This window comes from Tabrizicola fusiformis, from assembly GCF_013328815.1.
Taxonomy (GTDB): Bacteria; Pseudomonadota; Alphaproteobacteria; order Rhodobacterales; family Rhodobacteraceae; genus Fuscibacter.
In genome coordinates this window covers 194,848-216,031 of the sequence record NZ_JABUHN010000005.1, presented here as the reverse complement: position 1 = coordinate 216,031, position 21,184 = coordinate 194,848, and the positions used below count along the sequence as shown (strand labels likewise).

The window sequence follows — 21,184 nt, the reverse complement described above, 5'->3', positions numbered from 1 at the left end:
AAATAGGCCCGGACTGCCCCATATTGGGGGAATGAAACGCATCGCCCTTCTTGTGGCGCTGGCCGCCACCCCGCTTGCCGCGCAAGAGCCCCCGGCGCCCGAGGCCGAGGCCCCCTCGCTTATGGAAGAGGGGGCGAAGATGTTTCTGCGCGGGCTGATGTCCGAGATGGAACCGACCCTGAACGACATGCAGGGCGCGCTTGAGGCGCTGGGACCGAAGCTTGAAGAGTTGAAGCCGCAGATTCTGGAGTTGATCGGCATGATCGACGATTTCCAGAACTACCATGCCCCGGAAAAGCTGCCGAATGGCGATATCCTGATCCGCCGCAAGACGGCCCAAGAGCTTGAGGCAGAAAAGGCGGCCCCGGAAGGGCCGCCTGCGGAAACCGAACTCTGACCAGAAAGCGATTTCTTCAAAGAAATCGCCCCGGAGTTTTTGAAAACTCCGGGGCCTTGGATCAGCCGCGCGCCTGACGGATCAGCGTCAGGATGTTCTTGGCCGCGTCGGGAATGTTGGTGCCCGGCCCGAAGATTGCTTTCACACCCGCCGCCGTCAGGAAATCGTAATCCTGCTGCGGAATGACGCCGCCGCAGATCACCAGAATATCCCCGGCCCCCCGTTCGCGCAGCGCCTCGATCAGCTTGGGCGCCAGCGTCTTGTGTCCTGCCGCCTGCGAAGAGATGCCGACGACATGCACGTCATTGTCGATGGCATCCTGCGCGGCTTCCTCGGGTGTCTGGAACAAGGGCCCCACGTCCACGTCAAAGCCGATATCGGCAAAGGCGGTGGCGATCACCTTGGCACCGCGGTCATGCCCGTCCTGCCCCATCTTGACGACCAGCATCCGGGGGCGGCGGCCTTCCTCCTCGGCAAAGGCTTCGACATCCTTCTGGATGGCTTCAAAGCCGGCATCGCCCTCATAAGCGGCGCCGTAAACCCCGGCGAGGGTTTTGACTTCCGCACGGTGGCGGCCAAAGACCTTTTCCATGGCGTCCGAAATCTCTCCGACAGTGGCGCGGGCCCGGGCCGCGGCGACCGCGCCCTCAAGCAGGTTGCCGCCCTCGGCAGCACGGCGCGACAGTTCCGCCAAGGCGGCCTGACAGGCCGCCTCATCGCGGGCGGCGCGGGTGGCGTTCAGCCGCGCGATCTGCGCATCGCGCACCTTGACGTTGTCGATGTCCAGAATGTCGATCGGATCTTCCTTGGCCTTGCGGTATTTGTTGACGCCAACGATCACTTCTTCGCCCCGGTCGATCAGCGCCTGCCGCCGCGCCGCCGATTCCTCGATCCGCAGTTTGGGCATTCCGGTGGCGACCGCCTTGGTCATGCCGCCCATCGCCTCGACCTCTTCGATCAGCGCCCATGCCTTTTCGGCCAGTTCCGCCGTCAGGCTTTCGACGTAATACGACCCAGCCAGCGGATCGACGACATGGGTGATGCCGGTTTCCTCTTGCAGGATAAGCTGAGTGTTCCGCGCGATCCGCGCCGAAAACTCGGTCGGCAGGGCAATCGCCTCATCCAGCGCATTGGTGTGCAGCGACTGCGTGCCGCCCAGCGCCGCCGCCATCGCCTCATAGGCGGTGCGGATGACGTTGTTATAGGGATCGGCCTCTTGCAGCGACACACCCGAGGTCTGGCAATGGGTGCGCAGCATCAGGCTGCCCGATTTCTTGGGGTTGAATTCCTGCATGATGCGCGTCCAAAGCTGCCGCGCCGCGCGCAGCTTGGCCGCCTCCATGAAGAAATTCATGCCGATGGCGAAGAAGAACGACAGCCTTCCTGCGAAATCATCAACATTCATCCCCCGCGCGATGGCGGCGCGGACATATTCGCGCCCGTCAGCCAGCGTATAGGCCAGCTCCTGCACAAGGTTCGCCCCCGCCTCCTGCATGTGATAGCCGGAGATCGAAATGCTGTTGAACTTGGCCATCTCTTTGGAGGTGTATTCGATGATGTCGGCAATGATCCGCATCGAGGGTTCGGGCGGATAGACATAGGTGTTCCGCACCATGAACTCTTTGAGGATATCATTCTGGATGGTGCCGGACAGATCCGCCCGCGACACGCCCTGCTCTTCGCCGGTGACGATGAAATTTGCCAGGATCGGAATCACCGCGCCGTTCATCGTCATGGAAACGCTGATCTTTTCCAACGGGATGCCGTCGAACAGGATCTTCATGTCCTCGACCGAGTCGATGGCGACACCCGCCTTGCCGACATCGCCCACCACGCGGGGATGATCCGAGTCATAGCCGCGGTGGGTGGCAAGGTCGAAGGCGACCGAGACGCCCTGCTGCCCCGCCGCCAGCGCCTTGCGGTAGAAGGCATTTGATTCCTCGGCGGTGGAAAAGCCCGCATATTGCCGGATCGTCCAGGGCCGCCCGGCATACATCGTCGCCCGCACGCCGCGGGTAAAGGGAGCGATGCCGGGCAGCTCGGCGGTCTGCGCCAGACCAGCGGTATCCGCCGCCGTATAAAGCGGCTTGACCGTGATGCCTTCCAGCGTCTGCCAGTTCAGGCTTGCCGGGTCTTTACCCTTCAGCTCCTTCGAGGCCAGCGCCTCCCATGCCTTCACATCCGTCATGACTTCCTCCGACATGCCGGGAGGGCCGCCCGGCGCTTGGGGTTCTGGCGAAGGCGCCCTATATCAAGAGCATGATCCACCGCTTCAAACCGCTTACATTTCTGTTTCTGGCGCTGACCCTCGCAGGCCCTGCCCCAGCCGATGAGGTATTCGCCCCCGTGGCCGCCACCGATGTGGCGGTGGCCGATCATCTGTTCGTCCACCGGCCGGTTGTCGTCTTTGCCGACAGCCCGGACGATCCGGCGTTTCAACGCCAGATGGCGCTTCTGGCGCGCGGTGCCGCCGATCTGGCCGAGCGCGACGTGATCGTGGTCATCGACACTGATCCCTCGAACCCGACCGAATTGCGCCACACCTTGCGTCCCCGGGGGTTCGCGCTGATCCTGATGGACAAGGACTGGAAGCCGACGCTGCGCAAGCCGCTGCCCTGGGACGCCCGCGAGATCACCCGCGCCATCGACAAGATGCCGCTGGCCCGCGCCGAGGCGCTGGAGCAGCATCCTTCGGGGCGGTAGGCGCGACAGCGACTGACCCAAGTTTCCGACATCGGTTGCGGGGTTAACCAACAAGAGGATTTTCTCCCGACATAAAAAAGCAGGGCCTTGGCCAATTGCCGGAATGTGTCATGCCGACTACCGCTTCAAACGCGCGAACGGGCAGCCGGTACCAATCGACCTCGCCTTCGTCATCGCCATATTCAAGGCGAGCATGTTCCGCCTCGTCCGTGACCATCTCGACGAAGCTTTGGACATCAAACGGTGGCTCGCCCTCAACATGGTATTCGTCATCCACGGCCCAGACCGCCCACAGGTCTGACCCATTTGCGTGCCCGGAAAAGTTGGTCGCGCCGGAGGTGTCATTGACCCAGAAATGCAAGGTAGGTGCCACTTCGGAAATCCTCCGAACATCCAGCAGGGTCGCCGCCCGTAGGGATTTGTGGTTGACGAATACAAGCTGCCGGCGATTCACCCCTGCGGTCGCCAATGGAGGGACATGCCGAAGCATTCCAGCATTCGGGTCGAACTCCCCTCCGATCGCCCAGCCGAAGTTGGAAGCGACCCGCGGAAAATCGGCCATATCCCAGACAAGGATTGACAAGGAGTAGCCCATCGATACGCCTCGCTCCTTCCTTCCGCCGCGTTATTCAAACTCCATGATCACATCGTCCACCCGCAGGCTGGCGCCGGGGCTGGCTTTGATGGCCTTGACCACGCCGCGGCGCTCGGCCTTGAGGATGTTTTCCATCTTCATCGCCTCGACCGTGGCCAGCGCCTGACCTTCCTGCACCTCTTGTCCCTCTTCGACGGCGATCTTCACCACCAGACCGGGCATCGGGCAAAGCAGGTATTTCGAGGTGTCCGGCGGCAGCTTCTCCAGCATCAGACCGGCAAGCTGATGGGCGCGGGGGGTGCGGACGAAAACCTTGAGGTCAGCGCCGCGCAGCCGCATGCGGAAGCCCATCGGGATCTTGGCGGTCTTGATCACCACCGGCTCACCATTCACGCCCAGCCGGGCAAGCGGCTGACCGGGGGTCCAGTCGCTTTCCACCCGCAGCTTGGCGCCATCCTCGAACACCACGGTCGAACCCTGCGCATCGGCCACGATCCGCACGGCAAAAGCCTGCCCCTGCACCGCGACCACCCAGTCATCGCCCACACGCCGCGTATGGTTGTCCATCGTGCCGGAAATCCGGGTGCGGCGAATCTCGGCAACCCGGTTCATCGCGGCGGCAGAGGCGGCAACCTTGCGCAGCGTCGCCTCGTCCAGAACGGCACCCTGGAACCCTTCGGGATATTCCTCGGCAATGAAGGCGGTGGTGATATTGCCCGAGACAAAGCGCGGATGGTCCATCACCGCGCCGACGAAGGGCAGGTTGTGACCGATGCCCTCAACCTCGAACGTGTCCAGCGCCAGCCGCATCTCTTCGATGGCTTTGTCGCGGGTTTCGCCCCATGTGCAGAGCTTGGCGATCATCGGGTCGTAGAACATGCTGATCTCGCCGCCCTCGAACACGCCGGTATCGTTGCGCACGATGCCGCCGCGCGGGGTCGCCCCTTCCACCGGCGGGCGATAACGGGTCAGCCGGCCGATCGAGGGCAGGAAGTTGCGATAGGGGTCTTCGGCGTAAAGGCGGCTTTCCATCGCCCAGCCGTTGATTTTCAGGTCTTCCTGTTTGAAGGGCAGCGGCTCACCATTGGCGACACGGATCATCTGCTCCACAAGGTCAACGCCGGTGATCAGTTCGGTCACCGGATGTTCCACCTGCAACCGGGTGTTCATTTCAAGGAAATAGAAGTTGCGGTTGCCATCGACGATGAATTCCACCGTTCCCGCGCTGGTATAGCCCACCGCCTTGGCCAGCGCGCAGGCTTGTTCGCCCATCGCCTTGCGGGTCGCCGCGTCAAGGAAGGGCGAGGGTGCCTCTTCGATGACCTTCTGGTTCCGCCGCTGGATCGAGCATTCGCGTTCGTGCAGGTAGACGCAATTGCCGTGCTTGTCGGCCAGCACCTGAATTTCGATGTGGCGGGGCTGCGTCACGAACTTCTCGATGAAGATCCGGTCGTCGCCAAAGCTGTTGGCCGCCTCGTTCTTGGAGGATTCAAAGCCTTCGCGGGCCTCCTGATCGTTCCAGGCAATCCGCATCCCCTTGCCGCCACCGCCGGCAGAGGCCTTGATCATCACAGGATAGCCGATCTGGCCCGAGATTTTCACCGCCTCATCGGCGTCGGCGATCAGGCCCATATAGCCCGGAACCGTGGAAACCCCGGCTTCCATCGCCAGCTTTTTCGAGGTGATCTTGTCGCCCATCGCCTCAATCGCGGGGGACGGCGGGCCGACGAAAACCACACCCGCCGCTTCGAGCGCCGCGGCAAAGTTCATGTTTTCCGACAGGAAGCCATAGCCCGGATGCACCGCCTCGGCGCCGGTCTGGCGGATGGCCTCCATGATCTTGTCGATCACGATGTAAGACTGGTTCGCGGGCGGCGGGCCGATATGCACCGCCTCATCCGCCATCTTGACGTGCAGCGCGTTGCGGTCGGCGTCGGAATAGACGGCAACGGTCTTAATACCCATCTTGCGCGCCGATTTGATGACGCGGCAGGCGATTTCGCCCCGGTTAGCGATCAGGATTTTCTTGAACATGGCTCTCTCCCTCGTGGTGGCCGGGCCGGGGCCGGATAGCGGAATGCAAAAGGGCCAACCGGGCGGTTTGCCCGGTTGGCCCCTGTCGAACGGGTGACGCCGCCGAAGCGGCGGTCAGGTTATTGGTTGTAGCAGGGCGGCAGGCCCAGATTGACGCCACAGGTGGCAACACCGGCCAGACCGCCGATGACCGCGCCATTGATGGCGCTGCCGCCGGTCGCATCGGCGACAAGCGCGCCAGTCGCCGCACCGGCAAGCCCGCGCGAAGCCGGGTCTTGCATGCAGCCGGCAAGCGGCAGGGTGAAAAGGGCAAGTAGAAGGATGGATTTACGCATGTTTGACTGCCTCGGTCGCTGGTTTTTATTGCGACCGAGTCTAGCGAATCCGCCGGAAAAGAACACTGAAAAATCCCGTCATTCACGGCATCGGCATCGCTTTGCCGACGTGCCGTGAAAAATGGCCTGACCCGCAAGGGGCCAGGCCAGGGGGAAGGGAAAGGGTAACAGTCAAGGTGGGCAAGAACCGAGGAACAGGTCTCACACGCCATGCGGGCATCCTGCGACAAGGCCCGAGTCGGTGCAAACGCGGCTTTGCCCAGACCAGAGGCTTGGGCGAATTGCTGCCGGAAAGACAAGGGCTTGCGCGGAAACATGCCTAGTCCTCGTCCTCATCGTCCCAGTCGTCGAACGCCAAGGGCGCAGCATCGGGCGCAAAGACCGCCGGGAAGGCCGCCTGCGCACGTTTGAGGTCGATGCGCAGCAGCGCCTCATAGGATGCGGGGTCGAACGGGTCTTCGGCGGGCACCACTTCGCGTCCGAACAGCCAGGACAGGCGCCCGGCATCCAGGTTGCCGCGCTCGAACGGGTCTTCGCCGAACTGCGCCCAGAGGGCGGCCATGAAGCCTTCGTCGGCCTTGCGGTCAACCTGCTTGCGGTCCTTGAACCGCTCGCGCTTCACAAGCTTGGTCGCGCCCTCTTTGACGTTGGCGCGGCGGATGGTGAACTGGAAATCGGTGCCGGGAAGGCGGCCGGGGAAACCGCGGTGCTTCAGCATGGCCGCACCTCCCCGGTCGGAAGGCAGCCAAAGGCGGCGGGGCGTGCCTGACGCGCGCCCCGCGCCGTCAGATCACTTGTATTTGCCGGTCTGGGTCGGCTCAACGCTGATCGGAGCGGGCTCCGGCTCGGGCGCGGGCTTGGCGCAGGCGGCGACGGTGGCAAGGGCCAGCATGGCAATGAGGGCAGTAGTCCGCATGAGAACCTCCAGTTCGAATAGGTGCGACTGCGCGCACCATAGGAGGAGGCAGCGGGAAGAGCAAACGGGTATGTCGCGGCGCAGCAAAGTTCCGCCTGCGCCCATTCCCCAGTTTTCTCAATAAAAACAAGGGCGGACCGGGGCGAAGACGCCCCATTGGCCCGCCCTGTCGAATTACTTGTATTTGCCGGTGTAGGTCGGCTCGACCGTGACGGTCGGCTCATCCACATAGACGACTTCTTCTGCCTTCTTGGCGCAGGCGGCAACGAAAGCCACCAGGCAAAGAGCGACAAGAACTTTGATGCTCGACATCCTCGACTCCTATTTTCTTGGGGGGCGGCGGACCACCCCCGTTCACTGTGCAAGGCCGCATTGGTTCGACCTGCGTGAAGAATAGCCGACAAGAGACGGAATTGACACGCATTTCCGCCCAATCCCCTGCCCTGTGGCATCAGGGCATCATGGCCGCGCAGCGGCAGGGTGGCAGGCGCTATATGTTGTGGACGCATCAGAACACCTCCCAGATGCAGGCGCCGTTTTCCAGGCGATAGGCTTCAAAGAACTGTGTCGCTTCGGGGTCGGCCTCGCCAAAGGGCACGGGCCTGTCCGAAAGCGAGATGATGATCTGCGCCGGGGCGGGCCCCAGCGTGGCGATCCGCGACAGCGCGTAGTTTTCGCAGAGCCAGGCCATATCGGCGCTGGCATCCTCGAACCCCACCGTGCCGCCCTCGCGGGCAATGGCAGGCGCAAGGAAGCGGAACCGCGCCGCCAGCCCTTCAGGGCCGGGGGCATTCCACACCACGTCGATCAGCGTCACCTCCTGCCCCGAGGGCAGGCTGACGGCGGCCGGATCGCCGGGCAGGATAGTTGCCCCTTCGGCCTCGATCTGGGTCGGCCCCGTCATGGCCAATTCCCCCTGGTGACACCCGCGCGCATTCCCGCCTCCTCGTGCTTGGTTCAGAGCGGGATGTTATCGTGCTTCTTCCAGGGGTTTGCCAGCTTCTTGCCGCGCAAGGATGCAAAGGCCCGCGCGATGCGACGCCGGGTCGAATGCGGCATGATCACTTCGTCGATAAAGCCCTTTTCGGCAGCAACGAAGGGATTGGCAAAGCGCGCCTCGTAATCCTTGGTGCGCGCCGCGATCTTGTCCTTGTCGGCCAATTCGCTGCGATACAGGATTTCCACCGCGCCCTTGGCCCCCATCACCGCGATTTCGGCGGTGGGCCAAGCATAGTTGAAATCGCCGCGCAGGTGTTTGGACGCCATCACGTCATAGGCGCCGCCATAGGCTTTGCGGGTGATGACCGTGACCTTCGGCACCGTCGCCTCGCCATAGGCGAAGAGCAGTTTGGCACCATGCTTGATCACACCACCATATTCCTGAGAGGTGCCGGGCAGGAAGCCGGGCACATCGACCAGCGTCAGGATCGGAATTTCAAAGGCATCGCAGAAACGGACAAAGCGCGCCGCCTTGCGGCTGCTGTCGATGTCCAGACAGCCCGCCAACACCATCGGCTGGTTCGCCACGACGCCGACCGACTGACCTTCGATGCGGATGAAGCCGATCACGATATTGCCGGCGAAATCCTTTTGAATCTCGAAGAAATCCCCCTCGTCGGCGAGCTTCTGGATCAGCTCTTTCATGTCATAGGGCTGGTTCGGGTTATCGGGGATCAGCGTATCAAGGCTGGCCTCGATCCGCGCCGGATCGTCGAAGAAGGGCCGCACCGGCGCCTTTTGCAGATTGTTCAGCGGCAGGAAATCCACCAGACGCCGCACTTCGGCCAGCGCCTCGACATCGTTTTCAAAGGCGCCGTCGGCGACCGAGGATTTCTTGGTATGGGTGGAGGCGCCGCCAAGCTCTTCGGCCGTCACCACCTCATTCGTCACGGTCTTGACCACATCGGGGCCGGTGACGAACATGTAGGAGCTGTCCTTCACCATGAAGATGAAGTCGGTCATCGCGGGCGAATAGACCGCCCCGCCCGCACAGGGCCCCATAATCACGGAAATCTGCGGCACCACGCCCGAGGCCATGATGTTGCGCTGGAACACTTCGGCATAACCGGCCAGCGAGGCGACGCCTTCCTGAATCCGCGCGCCGCCGGAATCGTTCAGCCCGATCACCGGGGCGCCGTTCTGCAACGCCATATCCATGATCTTGCAGATCTTCTGGGCATGGGTTTCCGACAGCGACCCGCCGAAGACGGTGAAATCCTGCGAAAAGACATAAACCATCCGGCCGTTCACCGTGCCCCAGCCGGTGACCACCCCGTCGCCGGAGGGCCGCTCGGCCTCCATGCCGAAATCGGTGCAGCGGTGGGCGACGAACATGTCGAACTCTTCGAACGAGCCTTCGTCCAGCAAAAGCTCGATCCGCTCACGCGCGGTCAGTTTGCCCTTGGAATGCTGGGCGTCGATGCGGCGCTGCCCGCCGCCCTGACGGGCCACCTCACGACGATCTTCAAGCTGTTGCAGGATGTCCTTCATGGCACTTTCTCCCCCGAAATTGCGCGCAACATAGCGGTGGGGCGGGCTGTCACAAAGCGGAATCCCGTAAATTTGCATAGGATTGGCGGAAGTCATTTTGCAAATTGCAAATTTGCAAAACATGGCGCTCGTCGTCACTCCAGGCTAAGACGGCGTTAGCGCAACCGGAGTCCGCAAATGCCCAGCCTGCCCGTGCCCGTCGTCACCATCGGCCTGCTCATCGCCTCAAACATCTTCATGACCTTCGCATGGTATGGCCACCTGAAATTCAAGACCGCGCCGCTGGTCACCGTGATCGCCATCAGTTGGGGCATCGCGCTGTTTGAATATATCCTGCAGGTGCCCGCCAACCGGATCGGCCACACGCATTTTTCAGCCGCCGAGCTGAAGACGATGCAAGAAATCATCACGCTTGCGGTTTTCGCCATCTTTTCGGTGTTTTACCTGAAAGAGCCGCTGTCGTGGAACCATGCCGTCGGTTTTGCCTTCATTGCGGCGGGGGGCTTCTTCATCTTTCACAAATGGTAGCAGGCTGGACTCTGGGCGCAGGCAGGCATAGCCCTTGGGCATGACCCGCGCTGCCCCCATTTTCCTGAATCGCGCCACGCCGCCGACCATCCTGACGCTGACGCTGCTGGCGGGGCTGTCGGCGCTGACGATGAACATTTTCCTGCCCTCGCTGCCCGGAATGGCCGCGTGGTTCGGGGTGCCCTATGCGCTGATGCAGCTTTCGGTCGCGCTCTATCTTGCGCTTTCGGCGGCGCTGCAAATCGTCATCGGCCCGATTTCCGACCGTTTTGGCCGCAGGCCCGTCGTATTGGGCGCGCTGGCGCTGTTCCTTTTGGCGACGGTGGGCACGCTTCTGGCGCCCAATGCCGGGGTGTTTCTGGTCTTCCGCATGGCGCAGGCGGTGATTGCCGCCGGAATGGTGCTGTCACGCGCCATCGTGCGCGACATGGTGTCAGACGCCAATCAGGCGGCCTCTATGATCGGTTATGTCACCATGGGCATGACGTTGGTGCCGATGATCGGCCCGGTTCTGGGCGGGTTCCTTGACGAATACATCGGCTGGCACGCCAATTTCGGCCTGCTGCTGGTGCTGGGTCTGGCGGTTGCCGCACTGGTCTGGGCCGATCTGGGCGAGACGGCGAAGCCCAGCGACACCAGCCTGCTGGCCACCTTGGGGCAATATCCCTCGCTGCTGCGCTCGCAACGCTTCTGGGGCTATTCTCTGACCGCGGCTTTCGGGTCGGGCGCGTTCTTTGCCTATTTGGGAGGCGCGCCCTATGTCGGGACCGAGGTTTTCGGGCTGAGTTCGTCGCGCGTGGGGATGCTGTTTGCCCTGACGGCGGTGGGCTATGCCGCCGGCAACTTCCTTGCCGGGCGGCTGTCGGTGCGGATGGGGATGAACCGGATGATGCTGTGGGGCAGCGTGACCACCACGCTGGGGCTTGGCGGTCTTGCGCTTTTGACCATGGCGGGGCTGTCGGGGCCGGTGACCTTCTTTGCCTTCACTCTGGCCCTTGGCATGGGCAATGGCGTCAGCCTGCCCAATGCCAATGCCGGCATCATCTCGGCCCGGCCCAATCTTGCCGGCAGCGCCTCGGGCCTTGGCGGGGCGCTGACCATCGGCGGCGGCGCGGCACTGGCCGCACTCAGCGGCCATCTTCTTGGCCCGGGGTCAAGCGAGATGCCGCTGGTGCTGTTGATGCTGGTCTCTTCGTTGGCCTCGGTGATCTCGTCGCTCTGGGTGATCCGCCGCGCCCGGGAGCTGGGTTTGCAGGCTTGACCCCACCTCTTTGCAAAGCCAATACTGGATTTGCAAACCGAGGACGCCGATGGCCACCCAGAAACTCTATGCCGGAGCCAAGCTGCGCGAATTGCGCGGGCGCCTTGGCCTGACCCAGCGCGTCTTTGCCGACAAGCTGGGCGTGTCCCTGCCCTATCTGAACCAGATGGAGAACAACCATCGCCCGGTTTCGGCCGCCGTTGTGCTGGCGCTGGCGCAAGAGTTCGGGCTGGATGTGACCGAGCTGACGGTGGGCGAAGGCGAACGGCTGGTTTCCGACATGCGCGAGGCGCTGGCCGATCCGGTCTTTGCCAAGACCGCCCCGCCCCTGGCCGATCTGCGGCTGGCGGCCTCAAACGCGCCGGCACTGGCACGGGCCTTTCTCGACCTGCACCGCGCCTATCGGCAAAGCCACGAAAGGCTGGCCTCGCTGGACGAGGCGCTGGGCCGCGAAGATGCCGGATTGCGCGCCAGCCCTTGGGAAGAGGTACGCGACTTCTTTCACTATTGCGACAATTACGTCGATGCCATCGACCGGGCTGCGGAACATTTCATAACCTCTACAGGTATCGGAAAAGACCCGCTGATCACCGCGACCGAGGCCCTGCGCAAGCGCGGGATCGAGGTGCAGTTTTCCGACAATGGCCCGCTGCGCGCCTTCAACCTGCAAGAGCGGCGGCTGGACCTGTCGGCTCGGGCGGCCGCCCCCACACAGCGGTTCCAGTTGCTGTATCAGGTGGCCTTGCAGACCCAGAACGAACTGCTTGAGGCAACGCTGGATCTGGCCCGCTTCACCACGCCCGAAGCCCGCGACATAGCCAAGATCGGACTGGCCAATTACTTTGCCGGGGCTGCGCTGATGCCCTACCGCGCCTTTCTGGAGGCGGCGCAGAAGACCCGCCATGATCTTGAGCGGCTTTCCGATATCTTCGGCGCCAGCATCGAACAGGTGGCGCATCGCCTCTCCACCCTGCAACGCCCGGGGGCCAAGGGCATTCCCTTCTTCTTTGTCCGCGTCGATCAGGCGGGCACCATCACCAAACGGCATTCGGCGACCCGGTTGCAATTTGCCCGCTTTGGCGGCGCCTGCCCGCTGTGGAATGTCCACCGCGCTTTTGAAACACCGGGCCGTTTCCTGAGGCAACTGGCCGAAACGCCGGACGGGGTGCGCTATTTCTGCCTGTCACGCGATGTCTCGAAACCCGGAGGGGCGTTTCTGGCGCCGGTGCGGCGCTATGCCATCGGCCTTGGCTGCGAGGTGACCCATGCCGCCAGCCTGGTCTATGCCGACGGGCTTGACCTCAAGGGCCGGTTCGAGCCGATCGGCATTTCCTGCCGGATTTGCGAGCGCAAGGACTGCCACCAACGCTCGGTCCCACCGCTGGAGCGGCGGCTGCGGGTGGACCCCGACCGGCGGGGCCTGCTGCCCTATGATATCGCGGAATGAAATGGCCGCCCGCAAGGCGGACGGCCCGTAACCCCCTCAGGCGCGCAGCGCGCGGGCGATTTCGTCCTTGAGGCGCGAACGCGTCTTGCGCAGGTCCGATTCATGCTCGGACGAGACGGCATCGACCCGGGTTTCGGCGCGGTGAACCGCGTCATTGGCCACATCATACTCCTGCAGCAGCCGGGCGAAATGGGCATCGCTGGTCTTGAGCGCGTGAATCTTCTCCATCTCGCCGGGGAATTCGTCCTGCAATGTGTGCGGGGTGTTGGACATCCGTCTCTCCTTCTCTGTTCACACTGCAAAGTTTAAGGCCGTTCTCCCGCCAAGACATTGATACGGATCAAACACATCTTGCCGATGCCCCTGCTCTGGCCGATCCTGACGGGAAAGGAGCGCCACCGATGAACTGCCTGCTGGTCACCGCCCATCCGCTGAAAAACAGCCTGAACACCCGGCTGGCCGGTCTGGCCGACAGGGTGCTGACCGGCGCAGGCCATCAAGTGATCCGCGAAGACCTCTACAGCGGCGGCTTTTCGGCGGGTCTTACGGCGGCAGAGCGGCAAAGTTATTCCGCCCCCGCCTATGATGACAGCGCGACGGCCGCCCAGATCGCCCGGCTGCGCGCGGCCGAGACGCTGGTGCTGTGCTTTCCCACCTGGTGGTTCGGCTTTCCGGCGCAGATGAAGGGCTGGTTCGACCGGGTCTGGGCGCCCGGCGTTGCCTATGACCATGCCGAGGGTGGCGGGCTGATCCGGCCCCGGCTGACCGGGTTGCGCCATGTGCTGGCGGTGACCACGCTCGGCTCGCCCTGGTGGGTGGACCGGCTGGTGATGCGCCAGCCGGTGGCACGGGTGCTGCGCACCGGCATCCTGCGCCCCTGCGCGCCGCAGGCCCGGTTCGCAATGCTGTCGCTCTATCAGGCCGAAGCGATGGAGGCCGGGCGGCTGGCACGGTTTGAAGCGCGGGTAGAACAAGCCTTGCAGGCGTGGTCCTAGAGGCGGCCTCCGGGATATTTGGGCCAAGATGAAAGCCGGGCGCAGCAGCCCGGTTTAGCGTTGCGCCGTGCGCCAGTTGGGGTTCAGCATCGGTTGCAGGTTCGACTTCGGCAGTTTGCGGCCAAGGATATGATCGGCGGCCTTCTCGCCGGTCATGATTGAGGGGCCGTTGAGGTTACCATTGGTCACCTGCGGGAAGATCGACGAATCGGCCACCCGCAGCCCTTCGACCCCGATCACCCGGCATTCCGGGTCAACCACCGCCATCGGATCGCTCGCCGCGCCCATCCGGCAGGTGCCGCAGGGGTGATAGGCGCTTTCGACATGCTCGCGCAGGAAACTGTCCAGCTCGTCATCCGATTGCAGGTTGAGCCCAGGCTGGATTTCCGCCTTCACATGGCCGGCCATGGCGGGCTGTGCGAAAATCTCGCGGGTCAGGCGGATCGCGGCGCGGAAATCCTCCCAGTCCGACGGCTCGGACATATAGTTGAAGCGGATCGCCGGGGCCTCGCGCGGGTCGGCGCTGCGCAGGGTGACCGAGCCGCGCGATTTCGACCGCATCGGGCCGGTATGCACTTGAAAACCATGGCCGCCCGCCGCCGCCTGCCCGTCATAGCGCACAGCGATGGGCAGGAAGTGATACTGGATATCGGGATATTCCACCCCGGCCTTTGAGCGGATGAAGCCGCAGGCTTCGAACTGATTGCTCGCGCCCAGACCCTTGCCGGTGAAAAGCCACTGCGCCCCGATCATCGCCTTGCCCCAAAGGTTCCAGTATTTGTAAAGCGTGATCGGCCGGGCGGCCTGAAACTGCATGTAGATTTCCAGATGGTCCTGCAGATTGGCCCCCACCCCGGGCCGGTCGGCCACCAGCGCAATCCCGTGTTCCGCCAGATGCGCGGCAGGCCCGATGCCCGAGAGCATCAGGATTTTGGGCGAGTTGATCGAGGAGGCCGCGACGATCACCTCGGCCGCTGCCGGGATCACCTCGATCTTGCCACCGCGCTCCACCTCGACCCCGATGGCGCGGCCATTCTCGATCACCACGCGGCGGGCATAGGCGCGCAAGAGCCGCACCTTGCCCGCCTTGATCGCCGGTTTGAGATAGGCATTGGCCGCCGACCAGCGCTGCCCTTTCCAGATCGTCGCCTCCATGGCGCCGAAACCTTCCTGGGCCTGCCCGTTGTAATCGGGCGTCACCGGATAGCCCGCCTGCCGTCCCGCCTCGATGAAAGCGTTGAACAGCGGGTTGTGACGCGGGCCGCGGGTGATGTGCAGCGGGCCGGAATGGCCGCGAAAGGCGCTGTCGGCGCCAGTGGCATCCGCGCCGCCATGCCAGTTCTCCATCCGCTGGAAATAGGGCAGCACATCGGCATAGGACCAGCCTTGCGCGCCCATCTCGTCCCAGGTGTCATAGTCGCGGGCATGGCCGCGCACATAGACCATGCCGTTGATCGAAGACGATCCGCCGATCACCCGCCCCCGCGGCGTGGCAAGACGGCGGCCGCCCAGATGCGGTTCGGGTTCCGACTGAAAGCCCCAGTCGTAGATCTTCATGTTCATCGGATAAGACAGCGCCGCCGGCATCTGGATGAAGGGGCCGGCATCGCTGCCGCCCTCTTCGATCACCACCACCGATTTGCCTGCCTCGGCCAGCCGGGCGGCCATTGCCGACCCTGCCGAACCCGATCCGATGATCACATAATCCGCCGTCATTCTGCTCTCCTGCCGCATGGGGCGGCCCTTCTTGCCCGGCACGCATCCCCATTCAGGGCGTGCCGGGGCGCGTCTCAGTAAGGTGCATCCACGGGCCCAAGGCCGACGTAGACGCTTTTCACCTGTGAATAATGCTCCACCGCCGCATGACCGTTCTCGCGCCCGACGCCCGAGGATTTGGAACCGCCGAACGGCGCCTCGACCGGGGTCAGGTTATAGGCGTTGATCCATGTGGTGCCGGCCTGAAGCTGCGCGATGACGCGGTGCGCCCGGGTCAGATCGGCGGTGAAGACGCCTGCGGCAAGGCCGAACTCGGTGGCATTGGCGCGGGCAATCGCCTCGTCTTCGCTGTCAAAATCGAGGACGGCCATCACCGGGCCGAACACCTCTTCGCGCGCCAGCGTCATGGCATCGGTCACATCGGCAAAGACCGTGGGCTGCACATAATAGCCCGTGTTCAGGCTGGCCCGGGCGCCGCCGGTGATCAGCCGCGCGCCCTCGGCCTTGGCGGTTTCGATATAGCCCAGCACCTTGTCGAGCTGGCTGGCCGAGACCAGCGGACCCATCTGCGTTGCCTCATCCAAGGGATCGCCCAGCACGATCTTTTCGGTCCGCTCCGCCAGCCGCGACAGGAACCGCTCTTTCAGCCCCTTTTGCACGAAAACCCGGGTGCCGTTGCTGCACACCTGCCCGGCGGAGTAGAAATTCCCCAGCATCGCTGCGCCCACGGCATCCTCAAGGCTGGCATCATCGAACACGATCAGCGGCGACTTGCCGCCCAGTTCCATCGTGACATGCCGCACCCCCGCCGCCGCCGCCGCGTAAACCTTTTGCCCCGTCGGCACCGAGCCGGTCAGCGAGACCTTGGCCACGCGCGGATCGGTCACAAGGCTGCCGCCCACCGCGCCACGCCCCTGCACCACGTTGAAAAGGCCCGCAGGCAGACCGGCTTCAACGAAAATCTCGGCAAGTTGCAGCGCGCCCAGCGGGGTAACTTCGGACGGTTTGAACACCATCGCATTGCCAAGCGCCAGCGCGGGTGCCGATTTCCAGCAGGCGATCTGGCTGGGATAGTTCCACGCCCCGATGCCGACACAGACGCCCAGCGCCTCGCGGATGGTATAGACGAAGTCGCGGCCCAGCGGGATGGTTTCGCCGGTGATGGTCGGCGCCAGCCCCGCGAAATATTCCAGCGCATCGGCGCCCGAGGGCCAGTCGGCCACCAGCGTTTCCTGCAGGGGCTTGCCGGTGTCCAGCGTCTCCAGCCGGGCGAGATCGGGGTTCCGCTCGCGGATCAGATCGGCGGCGCGGCGCAGGATGCGGGCACGCTCCACCGGGCGGGTGGCGGCCCATGCGCCCTGCGCACGGGCGGCACTGGCCAGCGCAGCCTCGACCACCGCCGGGGTGGCTTCGTGCAGGCGGGCAATCACCTCACCCGTGGCGGGATAGATCACCTCGATCACGGCACCTGCGGTGTCTTCCAGATAGGCCCCATCGACAAAATGGCTGGCCTTTGGCTGTGCCTTCATGGCTCAACCCCTTTCAATTGCGAATTCAGGTAGTTGAGCGCCATCTGCACCGCCGCAGCCCCATCGGGAGACCCCGATTTCAGCACCTCGCGCAGATAGAGCCCGTCGATCATCGCGCCCAAACCATCGGCCACGCTTTCGGCCCGCGGCCCGGCAAGTGGCCGCAGACAGGCCAGCAGATTCGAACGCAGCCGGCGCTGATAGACCGCCAGCAGGCGCTTGGCTTCGGGCACGGTCTGGGCCAGCACCCAGAAGTTCAGCCAGGCCCCCACCGCCTCGCGGCGGAAGTTGCCGGGGCTGAAGCTGGCGCGCAGGATGGCACGCAGCCGCGCCTCATCCCCCTCGGCCGTCGCCAGCGCGCCGCGCACTTCGGCGCCGTAAAGCGTCAGGACATGGCGCATGGCGGCCAGAAACATGTCCTCTTTCGAGCCGAAATAATGATGCGCCAGCGCCGAAGACATCCCGGCCCGCTTGGCGATCTGACTGACGGTCACATCCAGAGACCCGACCCGCCCGATCTCGACGATCGTGGCTTTGACCAGGGCAGCCTTTCGGATAGGCTCCATTCCAAGCTTCGGCATTCGGGAAAACCTGCAAAAAACTTCTTGCTTTTTGTAGCCTGTCCGAAGTTTATTGACTCGTCAATCAACAAAAAACAGGGAGCCCGCCATGACCCTCCGCACCGCCCTTCTGGGCAGCGCCGTAACCTTCGCCCTCGCCGGGTCCGCCTTTGCCGAAGGCTGCGACAAGGTGATCTTCTCGGATGTCGGCTGGACCGACATCACCGCCACCACCGCCGCCACCACGCTGGTGCTGCAGGCGCTGGGCTATGAAACCGAAATCAAGGTGCTGTCGGTGCCGGTGACCTATGCCGGCCTTGCCGGCGGCGACATCGACGTTTTCCTTGGCAACTGGATGCCCACGATGGAGGCCGATCTGGCCGCCTACCGCGATGCGGGCACCGTCGAGGTGATCCGCACCAACCTTGAAGGCGCCAAATACACCCTTGCCACCAACGAAGCAGGCGTTGCCGCCGGCATCAAGGATTTCAAGGACATCGCCGCCGCCAAGGACGCGCTGGAAGGCAAGATCTACGGGATCGAGCCGGGCAATGACGGCAACCGCCTGATCATCGACATGATCGCGTCGGGGCCGTTCGGACTGGACGGGTTTGAAGTGGTGGAAAGCTCGGAGCAGGGGATGCTTGCCGAAGTGGCCAAGCATGATGGTGACGCCAAGCCGATCGTCTTCCTTGGCTGGGAACCCCACCCGATGAACGCCAATTTCAAGATGACCTATCTTTCCGGCGGCGATGACTATTTCGGCCCCAACTTCGGCGGTGCCGTGGTGGACACCAACACCCGCAAGGGCCTGTCAGCGGAATGCCCCAACACCGGCAAGCTGCTGTCGAATCTCGTCTTCTCGCTGCCGATGGAGAATGAGATCATGGGCGCCATCCTGAATGACGGCGCCGACCCCGCCGATGCCGCCAAGACCTGGCTTGCCGCCAATCCCGGCGTCTGGGAGCCCTGGCTGGACGGCGTGACCACCAAGGACGGCGGCGACGCCAAGGCCGCCGTGACCGCCGCGCTGCAATAAGCCGCCGCACCTGCGGAACCCCCGGGGGCTTCGCGCCCCCGGACCCCCGCGGGATATTTGGGGACAGATGAAGGGGCGGGCGCAGCATGGAGTGGCTGACGGACTACAAGATTCCGGTGGGCAAGGTCTCGAAAGTGGCCTTCACCTGGATGAAGGACAATCTGGGATGGCTGTTCGATGCCATCTCGGCGGTGATGGAGTGGCTGATCGGCGGCATCCTGTGGCTGTTGCAGACGCCCAACCCCTTCGTGATCATCGCGCTGTTCCTGGCGCTGACATGGGGTTTGCAGCGCAACTGGAAGGTTTGCCTTGGGGTCTTCCTTGGCTTCCTGTTCATCCTCAATCAGGGCTATTGGGAGGAAACCACCGAGAGCCTGACGCTGATCCTGTCGTCCTGCGTGGTCTGCATGGGGGTGGGGGTGCCGATCGGCATTGCCGCCGCCCACCGGCCCCGGCTTTACACCGCCATGGTGCCGGTTCTGGACCTGATGCAGACGCTGCCGACCTTTGTCTATCTGATCCCGGCCATCGTCTTTTTCGGTCTTGGCATGGTGCCCGGGCTGATCGCCACGGTGATCTTTGTTCTTCCTGCGCCAATCCGGCTGACCCATCTGGGTGTGGCCTCGACCCCCACCGCACTCTTGGAGGCGGCAACCGCCTTTGGTGCCACGCCGCGCCAGCGGCTGTGGAAGGTGGAACTGCCCTATGCTTTCCCGCAGATCATGGCCGGGCTGAACCAGACCATCATGCTGTCGCTGTCGATGGTGGTGATCGCGGCGCTGGTCGGCGCCAACGGCCTTGGCGTGCCGGTGGTGCGGGCGCTGAACAGCGTGAACACCGCGCTGGGTTTCGAATCGGGCTTCATCATCGTGGTGGTGGCCATCCTGCTTGACCGCTCGCTGAGGGTGACGCGCAAATGACCACCGCCGTTGAATTTGATCGCGTTTCCATCGTCTTCGGCGACCACCCCGACCGCGCCCTGCCCTTGATGGACCGCGGGTTGAGCCGGGCCGATGTGCAGAGCCAGACCGGGCAGGTTCTGGGTGTGCATGATTGCAGCCTGAGTGTGGCCGAGGGCGAGATCCTTGTGCTGATGGGCCTCAGCGGGTCGGGCAAATCCACCCTGTTGCGCGGGGTGAATGCGCTGAACCCCGTGGTGCGGGGCGAGGTCCGCGTCCATGACGGCAACAAGATGGTGTCGGTCACCAAGGCCGACGCCGAGACGCTGCGCAAACTGCGCCTGTCGCGCATCGCCATGGTGTTCCAGCAATTCGGCCTTCTGCCATGGCGTTCGGTCCGCGACAACGTCGGCCTCGGGCTGGAACTGGCAGGCATGACGCCCGAGGACCGCCGTCCCCTGGTGGATGAACAACTGGCGCTGGTGAACCTGTCGCAATGGGCAGACCGCAAGGTGGGCGAGCTTTCGGGCGGGATGCAGCAGCGCGTCGGTCTTGCCCGCGCCTTCGTCACCCAGGCGCCGATCCTGCTGATGGACGAGCCGTTCTCGGCGCTTGACCCGCTGATCCGCTCGAAACTTCAGGATGAATTGCTGGACCTTCAGGCCAAGCTCAAACGCACGATCATCTTTGTCAGCCACGATCTGGATGAGGCGTTCAAGATCGGCAACCGCATCGTGCTGATGGAGGGGGGCCGCATCGTGCAATGCGGCACCGCGCGCGAGATCATCGCCAATCCGGTGAATGAATATGTCGCCGATTTCGTGGCGCATATGAACCCCTTGGGGGTGCTGACCGCCCGGGACGTGATGGAACAGGGCGAGGCCGGGGCCGGGGCGCGCAGCCTGTCGGCCGAAACCCCGGTGCGCGACATCATGGCGATGATGTCAGAAGGCGTGACAGAGATGGTCGTCACCGACAGCGGCCGCAACCTTGGCCTGATCCGCACCGCAAGCCTGATGTCCAAGCTGATCGACCCGCGCGGCCGGGCTGGCTGAACCCCCAGCCGAAAGGGCACGGGGTCGGGCGGGGGTATCCCCGCCCGATTGCATCAGGGCGCGACCCGGGTGAAGGCGACCTGCCCCCGGTCGCCTTTGAAATCGCGCAGGGTCATGCGGCTGTCGTCAATATATTCGAGCTGCCAGCAGCCATCATCCGCAGGGTCGTCGCCCAGCCGGTAAAGGCTGATCACCGTGCCCGCGCCGGGCACCGTGCCATCGCCGCAGGCATCGCCCACAACCATGGCAAAGGCGCCTTGCTGTTCGTCGCCCTGCCATTCCTGCCATTCCAGCCCGAAGATGCGGATCTGGAACGGAGTCGCCTCGCCCACCGTGGTCCAGTCGCCTTGCAGCGCCTGCAGATTGCCTTCGTGGATGTTGTCCACCTGCGCCGCCGCGGTCAGCACCAGTTCGGCGGTGCTGTCGCCCATGTTCACAATCTCGCCTTCGAAATGGATCGCCGAAACCGGCGGCAGCCCGGCAAGATAGGTGATCAGCGCATCCGGGGTGCCCTGCCCCTCTTGCACCAGAAGGGCAAAACCGCCCGCTTCAATCAGGCAGCCGGCGGGAGCCGCGTCCAGATCGCAGGCTGTCAGCCAGCCGTCTTCGGCAATCGGGTCAGCCCCTGCGGCGCCCGCGGCCATCAGACCTGCAATGATCAGACCTGCCGCCCTCCGGTTCATGA

23 protein-coding genes are annotated in these 21,184 nt (G+C 63.9%); 9 read left to right on the top strand and 14 right to left on the bottom strand.

Features of this window, described 5'->3' with window-relative positions; translation table 11 throughout:
• Positions 1-31 precede the first annotated feature (31 nt).
• On the top strand, positions 32-397 hold the full coding sequence (locus HS053_RS09980; RefSeq protein ID WP_174211093.1) for a hypothetical protein: 366 nt from the start codon (positions 32-34) through the stop codon (positions 395-397).
• 61 nt (positions 398-458) lie between these two features.
• Here the strand turns inward: HS053_RS09980 and scpA are convergent, their stop codons facing one another.
• Positions 459-2,585 carry a methylmalonyl-CoA mutase gene (scpA, locus tag HS053_RS09975; protein WP_174211092.1) on the bottom strand — a complete coding sequence of 709 codons (2,127 nt, stop codon included), beginning with the start codon at positions 2,583-2,585 and terminating at the stop codon, positions 459-461.
• Positions 2,586-2,656: 71 nt separating this feature from the next.
• Here scpA and HS053_RS09970 point away from each other — a divergent pair, with 71 nt between their 5' ends.
• The gene (locus HS053_RS09970) at positions 2,657-3,100 is read left to right on the top strand and encodes a DUF4174 domain-containing protein (protein ID WP_174211091.1); all 444 of its coding nucleotides are present in this window, start codon (positions 2,657-2,659) and stop codon (positions 3,098-3,100) included.
• A 43-nt stretch (positions 3,101-3,143) separates the two neighbouring features.
• Here the strand turns inward: HS053_RS09970 and HS053_RS09965 are convergent, their stop codons facing one another.
• The 8 genes from HS053_RS09965 to HS053_RS09935 form a co-directional block, all read right to left on the bottom strand.
• Complete coding sequence (locus tag HS053_RS09965) at positions 3,144-3,695, bottom strand: hypothetical protein (RefSeq protein ID WP_174211090.1); 552 nt, start codon at positions 3,693-3,695, stop codon at positions 3,144-3,146.
• A gap of 30 nt (positions 3,696-3,725) precedes the next feature.
• Complete coding sequence (locus HS053_RS09960) at positions 3,726-5,729, bottom strand: acetyl-CoA carboxylase biotin carboxylase subunit (protein WP_174211089.1); 2,004 nt, start codon at positions 5,727-5,729, stop codon at positions 3,726-3,728.
• A gap of 119 nt (positions 5,730-5,848) precedes the next feature.
• Positions 5,849-6,010, bottom strand: coding sequence for a complement resistance protein TraT (locus tag HS053_RS09955; protein ID WP_241699810.1), 162 nt, complete (start codon positions 6,008-6,010; stop codon positions 5,849-5,851).
• 373 nt (positions 6,011-6,383) lie between these two features.
• Complete coding sequence (locus tag HS053_RS09950; RefSeq protein WP_174211087.1) at positions 6,384-6,782, bottom strand: hypothetical protein; 399 nt, start codon at positions 6,780-6,782, stop codon at positions 6,384-6,386.
• Between the two features lie 72 nt (positions 6,783-6,854).
• On the bottom strand, positions 6,855-6,980 hold the full coding sequence (locus tag HS053_RS22510; protein ID WP_277817055.1) for a hypothetical protein: 126 nt from the start codon (positions 6,978-6,980) through the stop codon (positions 6,855-6,857).
• A gap of 174 nt (positions 6,981-7,154) precedes the next feature.
• A complete protein-coding gene (locus HS053_RS09945) occupies positions 7,155-7,292 on the bottom strand; it encodes a hypothetical protein (protein ID WP_174211086.1) in 138 nt (45 codons plus the stop codon).
• A 196-nt stretch (positions 7,293-7,488) separates the two neighbouring features.
• A complete protein-coding gene (locus tag HS053_RS09940; protein WP_194245539.1) occupies positions 7,489-7,884 on the bottom strand; it encodes a DUF6497 family protein in 396 nt (131 codons plus the stop codon).
• Positions 7,885-7,937: 53 nt separating this feature from the next.
• A complete protein-coding gene (locus tag HS053_RS09935) occupies positions 7,938-9,470 on the bottom strand; it encodes an acyl-CoA carboxylase subunit beta (RefSeq protein ID WP_174211085.1) in 1,533 nt (510 codons plus the stop codon).
• Positions 9,471-9,647: 177 nt separating this feature from the next.
• Here HS053_RS09935 and HS053_RS09930 point away from each other — a divergent pair, with 177 nt between their 5' ends.
• Genes HS053_RS09930 through HS053_RS09920 form a run of 3 tightly spaced genes read left to right on the top strand, consistent with a single transcriptional unit; the run spans position 9,648 to position 12,706 of the window.
• The gene (locus tag HS053_RS09930; protein WP_174211084.1) at positions 9,648-9,998 is read left to right on the top strand and encodes a DMT family protein; all 351 of its coding nucleotides are present in this window, start codon (positions 9,648-9,650) and stop codon (positions 9,996-9,998) included.
• A gap of 40 nt (positions 9,999-10,038) precedes the next feature.
• Positions 10,039-11,259 carry a Bcr/CflA family efflux MFS transporter gene (locus HS053_RS09925; protein ID WP_174211083.1) on the top strand — a complete coding sequence of 407 codons (1,221 nt, stop codon included), beginning with the start codon at positions 10,039-10,041 and terminating at the stop codon, positions 11,257-11,259.
• Positions 11,260-11,308: 49 nt separating this feature from the next.
• Complete coding sequence (locus tag HS053_RS09920) at positions 11,309-12,706, top strand: helix-turn-helix domain-containing protein (RefSeq protein ID WP_174211082.1); 1,398 nt, start codon at positions 11,309-11,311, stop codon at positions 12,704-12,706.
• Between the two features lie 36 nt (positions 12,707-12,742).
• Here HS053_RS09920 and HS053_RS09915 read toward each other — a convergent pair whose 3' ends face one another.
• On the bottom strand, positions 12,743-12,979 hold the full coding sequence (locus tag HS053_RS09915; RefSeq protein WP_174211081.1) for a YdcH family protein: 237 nt from the start codon (positions 12,977-12,979) through the stop codon (positions 12,743-12,745).
• A gap of 128 nt (positions 12,980-13,107) precedes the next feature.
• On the opposite strand from HS053_RS09915, the gene HS053_RS09910 reads away from it, so the two are divergent.
• Positions 13,108-13,701 carry an NAD(P)H-dependent oxidoreductase gene (locus HS053_RS09910; protein ID WP_174211080.1) on the top strand — a complete coding sequence of 198 codons (594 nt, stop codon included), beginning with the start codon at positions 13,108-13,110 and terminating at the stop codon, positions 13,699-13,701.
• A 54-nt stretch (positions 13,702-13,755) separates the two neighbouring features.
• On the opposite strand, the gene betA is transcribed toward HS053_RS09910, so the two are convergent.
• The 3 genes from betA to betI all read right to left on the bottom strand — a co-directional run bounded on the left by betA (position 13,756) and on the right by betI (position 17,527).
• Complete coding sequence (gene betA / locus HS053_RS09905; protein WP_174211079.1) at positions 13,756-15,417, bottom strand: choline dehydrogenase; 1,662 nt, start codon at positions 15,415-15,417, stop codon at positions 13,756-13,758.
• Positions 15,418-15,491: 74 nt separating this feature from the next.
• Positions 15,492-16,946, bottom strand: coding sequence for a betaine-aldehyde dehydrogenase (betB, locus tag HS053_RS09900; RefSeq protein ID WP_174211078.1), 1,455 nt, complete (start codon positions 16,944-16,946; stop codon positions 15,492-15,494).
• Complete coding sequence (gene betI / locus HS053_RS09895; protein WP_174211077.1) at positions 16,943-17,527, bottom strand: transcriptional regulator BetI; 585 nt, start codon at positions 17,525-17,527, stop codon at positions 16,943-16,945. The genes betB and betI overlap by 4 nt, the downstream gene beginning before the upstream one ends.
• Before the next feature lie 88 nt (positions 17,528-17,615).
• Here betI and choX point away from each other — a divergent pair, with 88 nt between their 5' ends.
• The 3 genes from choX to choV all read left to right on the top strand — a co-directional run bounded on the left by choX (position 17,616) and on the right by choV (position 20,499).
• On the top strand, positions 17,616-18,545 hold the full coding sequence (gene choX / locus HS053_RS09890) for a choline ABC transporter substrate-binding protein (protein WP_174211076.1): 930 nt from the start codon (positions 17,616-17,618) through the stop codon (positions 18,543-18,545).
• Positions 18,546-18,631: 86 nt separating this feature from the next.
• Positions 18,632-19,465, top strand: a complete 834-nt coding sequence (gene choW, locus HS053_RS09885; protein WP_174211075.1) for a choline ABC transporter permease subunit — start codon at positions 18,632-18,634, stop codon at positions 19,463-19,465.
• Complete coding sequence (gene choV, locus HS053_RS09880) at positions 19,462-20,499, top strand: choline ABC transporter ATP-binding protein (protein ID WP_174211074.1); 1,038 nt, start codon at positions 19,462-19,464, stop codon at positions 20,497-20,499. Before choW ends, choV begins: the two co-directional genes overlap by 4 nt.
• Before the next feature lie 53 nt (positions 20,500-20,552).
• Here choV and HS053_RS09875 read toward each other — a convergent pair whose 3' ends face one another.
• The gene (locus HS053_RS09875) at positions 20,553-21,182 is read right to left on the bottom strand and encodes a hypothetical protein (RefSeq protein WP_174211073.1); all 630 of its coding nucleotides are present in this window, start codon (positions 21,180-21,182) and stop codon (positions 20,553-20,555) included.
• Between the last annotated feature and the right edge of the window lie 2 nt (positions 21,183-21,184).

What these genes read in the sequence shown, in the direction of transcription:
- HS053_RS09980 (WP_174211093.1), top strand. Translation starts at nt 32, where the DNA reads ATGAAACGCATCGCCCTTCTTGTGGCGCTGGCCGCCACCCCGCTTGCC.
- scpA (WP_174211092.1), bottom strand. Translation starts at nt 2,585, where the DNA reads ATGACGGATGTGAAGGCATGGGAGGCGCTGGCCTCGAAGGAGCTGAAG.
- HS053_RS09970 (WP_174211091.1), top strand. Translation starts at nt 2,657, where the DNA reads ATGATCCACCGCTTCAAACCGCTTACATTTCTGTTTCTGGCGCTGACC.
- HS053_RS09965 (WP_174211090.1), bottom strand. Translation starts at nt 3,695, where the DNA reads ATGGGCTACTCCTTGTCAATCCTTGTCTGGGATATGGCCGATTTTCCG.
- HS053_RS09960 (WP_174211089.1), bottom strand. Translation starts at nt 5,729, where the DNA reads ATGTTCAAGAAAATCCTGATCGCTAACCGGGGCGAAATCGCCTGCCGC.
- HS053_RS09955 (WP_241699810.1), bottom strand. Translation starts at nt 6,010, where the DNA reads ATGCAAGACCCGGCTTCGCGCGGGCTTGCCGGTGCGGCGACTGGCGCG.
- HS053_RS09950 (WP_174211087.1), bottom strand. Translation starts at nt 6,782, where the DNA reads ATGCTGAAGCACCGCGGTTTCCCCGGCCGCCTTCCCGGCACCGATTTC.
- HS053_RS22510 (WP_277817055.1), bottom strand. Translation starts at nt 6,980, where the DNA reads ATGCGGACTACTGCCCTCATTGCCATGCTGGCCCTTGCCACCGTCGCC.
- HS053_RS09945 (WP_174211086.1), bottom strand. Translation starts at nt 7,292, where the DNA reads ATGTCGAGCATCAAAGTTCTTGTCGCTCTTTGCCTGGTGGCTTTCGTT.
- HS053_RS09940 (WP_194245539.1), bottom strand. Translation starts at nt 7,884, where the DNA reads ATGACGGGGCCGACCCAGATCGAGGCCGAAGGGGCAACTATCCTGCCC.
- HS053_RS09935 (WP_174211085.1), bottom strand. Translation starts at nt 9,470, where the DNA reads ATGAAGGACATCCTGCAACAGCTTGAAGATCGTCGTGAGGTGGCCCGT.
- HS053_RS09930 (WP_174211084.1), top strand. Translation starts at nt 9,648, where the DNA reads ATGCCCAGCCTGCCCGTGCCCGTCGTCACCATCGGCCTGCTCATCGCC.
- HS053_RS09925 (WP_174211083.1), top strand. Translation starts at nt 10,039, where the DNA reads ATGACCCGCGCTGCCCCCATTTTCCTGAATCGCGCCACGCCGCCGACC.
- HS053_RS09920 (WP_174211082.1), top strand. Translation starts at nt 11,309, where the DNA reads ATGGCCACCCAGAAACTCTATGCCGGAGCCAAGCTGCGCGAATTGCGC.
- HS053_RS09915 (WP_174211081.1), bottom strand. Translation starts at nt 12,979, where the DNA reads ATGTCCAACACCCCGCACACATTGCAGGACGAATTCCCCGGCGAGATG.
- HS053_RS09910 (WP_174211080.1), top strand. Translation starts at nt 13,108, where the DNA reads ATGAACTGCCTGCTGGTCACCGCCCATCCGCTGAAAAACAGCCTGAAC.
- betA (WP_174211079.1), bottom strand. Translation starts at nt 15,417, where the DNA reads ATGACGGCGGATTATGTGATCATCGGATCGGGTTCGGCAGGGTCGGCA.
- betB (WP_174211078.1), bottom strand. Translation starts at nt 16,946, where the DNA reads ATGAAGGCACAGCCAAAGGCCAGCCATTTTGTCGATGGGGCCTATCTG.
- betI (WP_174211077.1), bottom strand. Translation starts at nt 17,527, where the DNA reads ATGCCGAAGCTTGGAATGGAGCCTATCCGAAAGGCTGCCCTGGTCAAA.
- choX (WP_174211076.1), top strand. Translation starts at nt 17,616, where the DNA reads ATGACCCTCCGCACCGCCCTTCTGGGCAGCGCCGTAACCTTCGCCCTC.
- choW (WP_174211075.1), top strand. Translation starts at nt 18,632, where the DNA reads ATGGAGTGGCTGACGGACTACAAGATTCCGGTGGGCAAGGTCTCGAAA.
- choV (WP_174211074.1), top strand. Translation starts at nt 19,462, where the DNA reads ATGACCACCGCCGTTGAATTTGATCGCGTTTCCATCGTCTTCGGCGAC.
- HS053_RS09875 (WP_174211073.1), bottom strand. Translation starts at nt 21,182, where the DNA reads ATGAACCGGAGGGCGGCAGGTCTGATCATTGCAGGTCTGATGGCCGCG.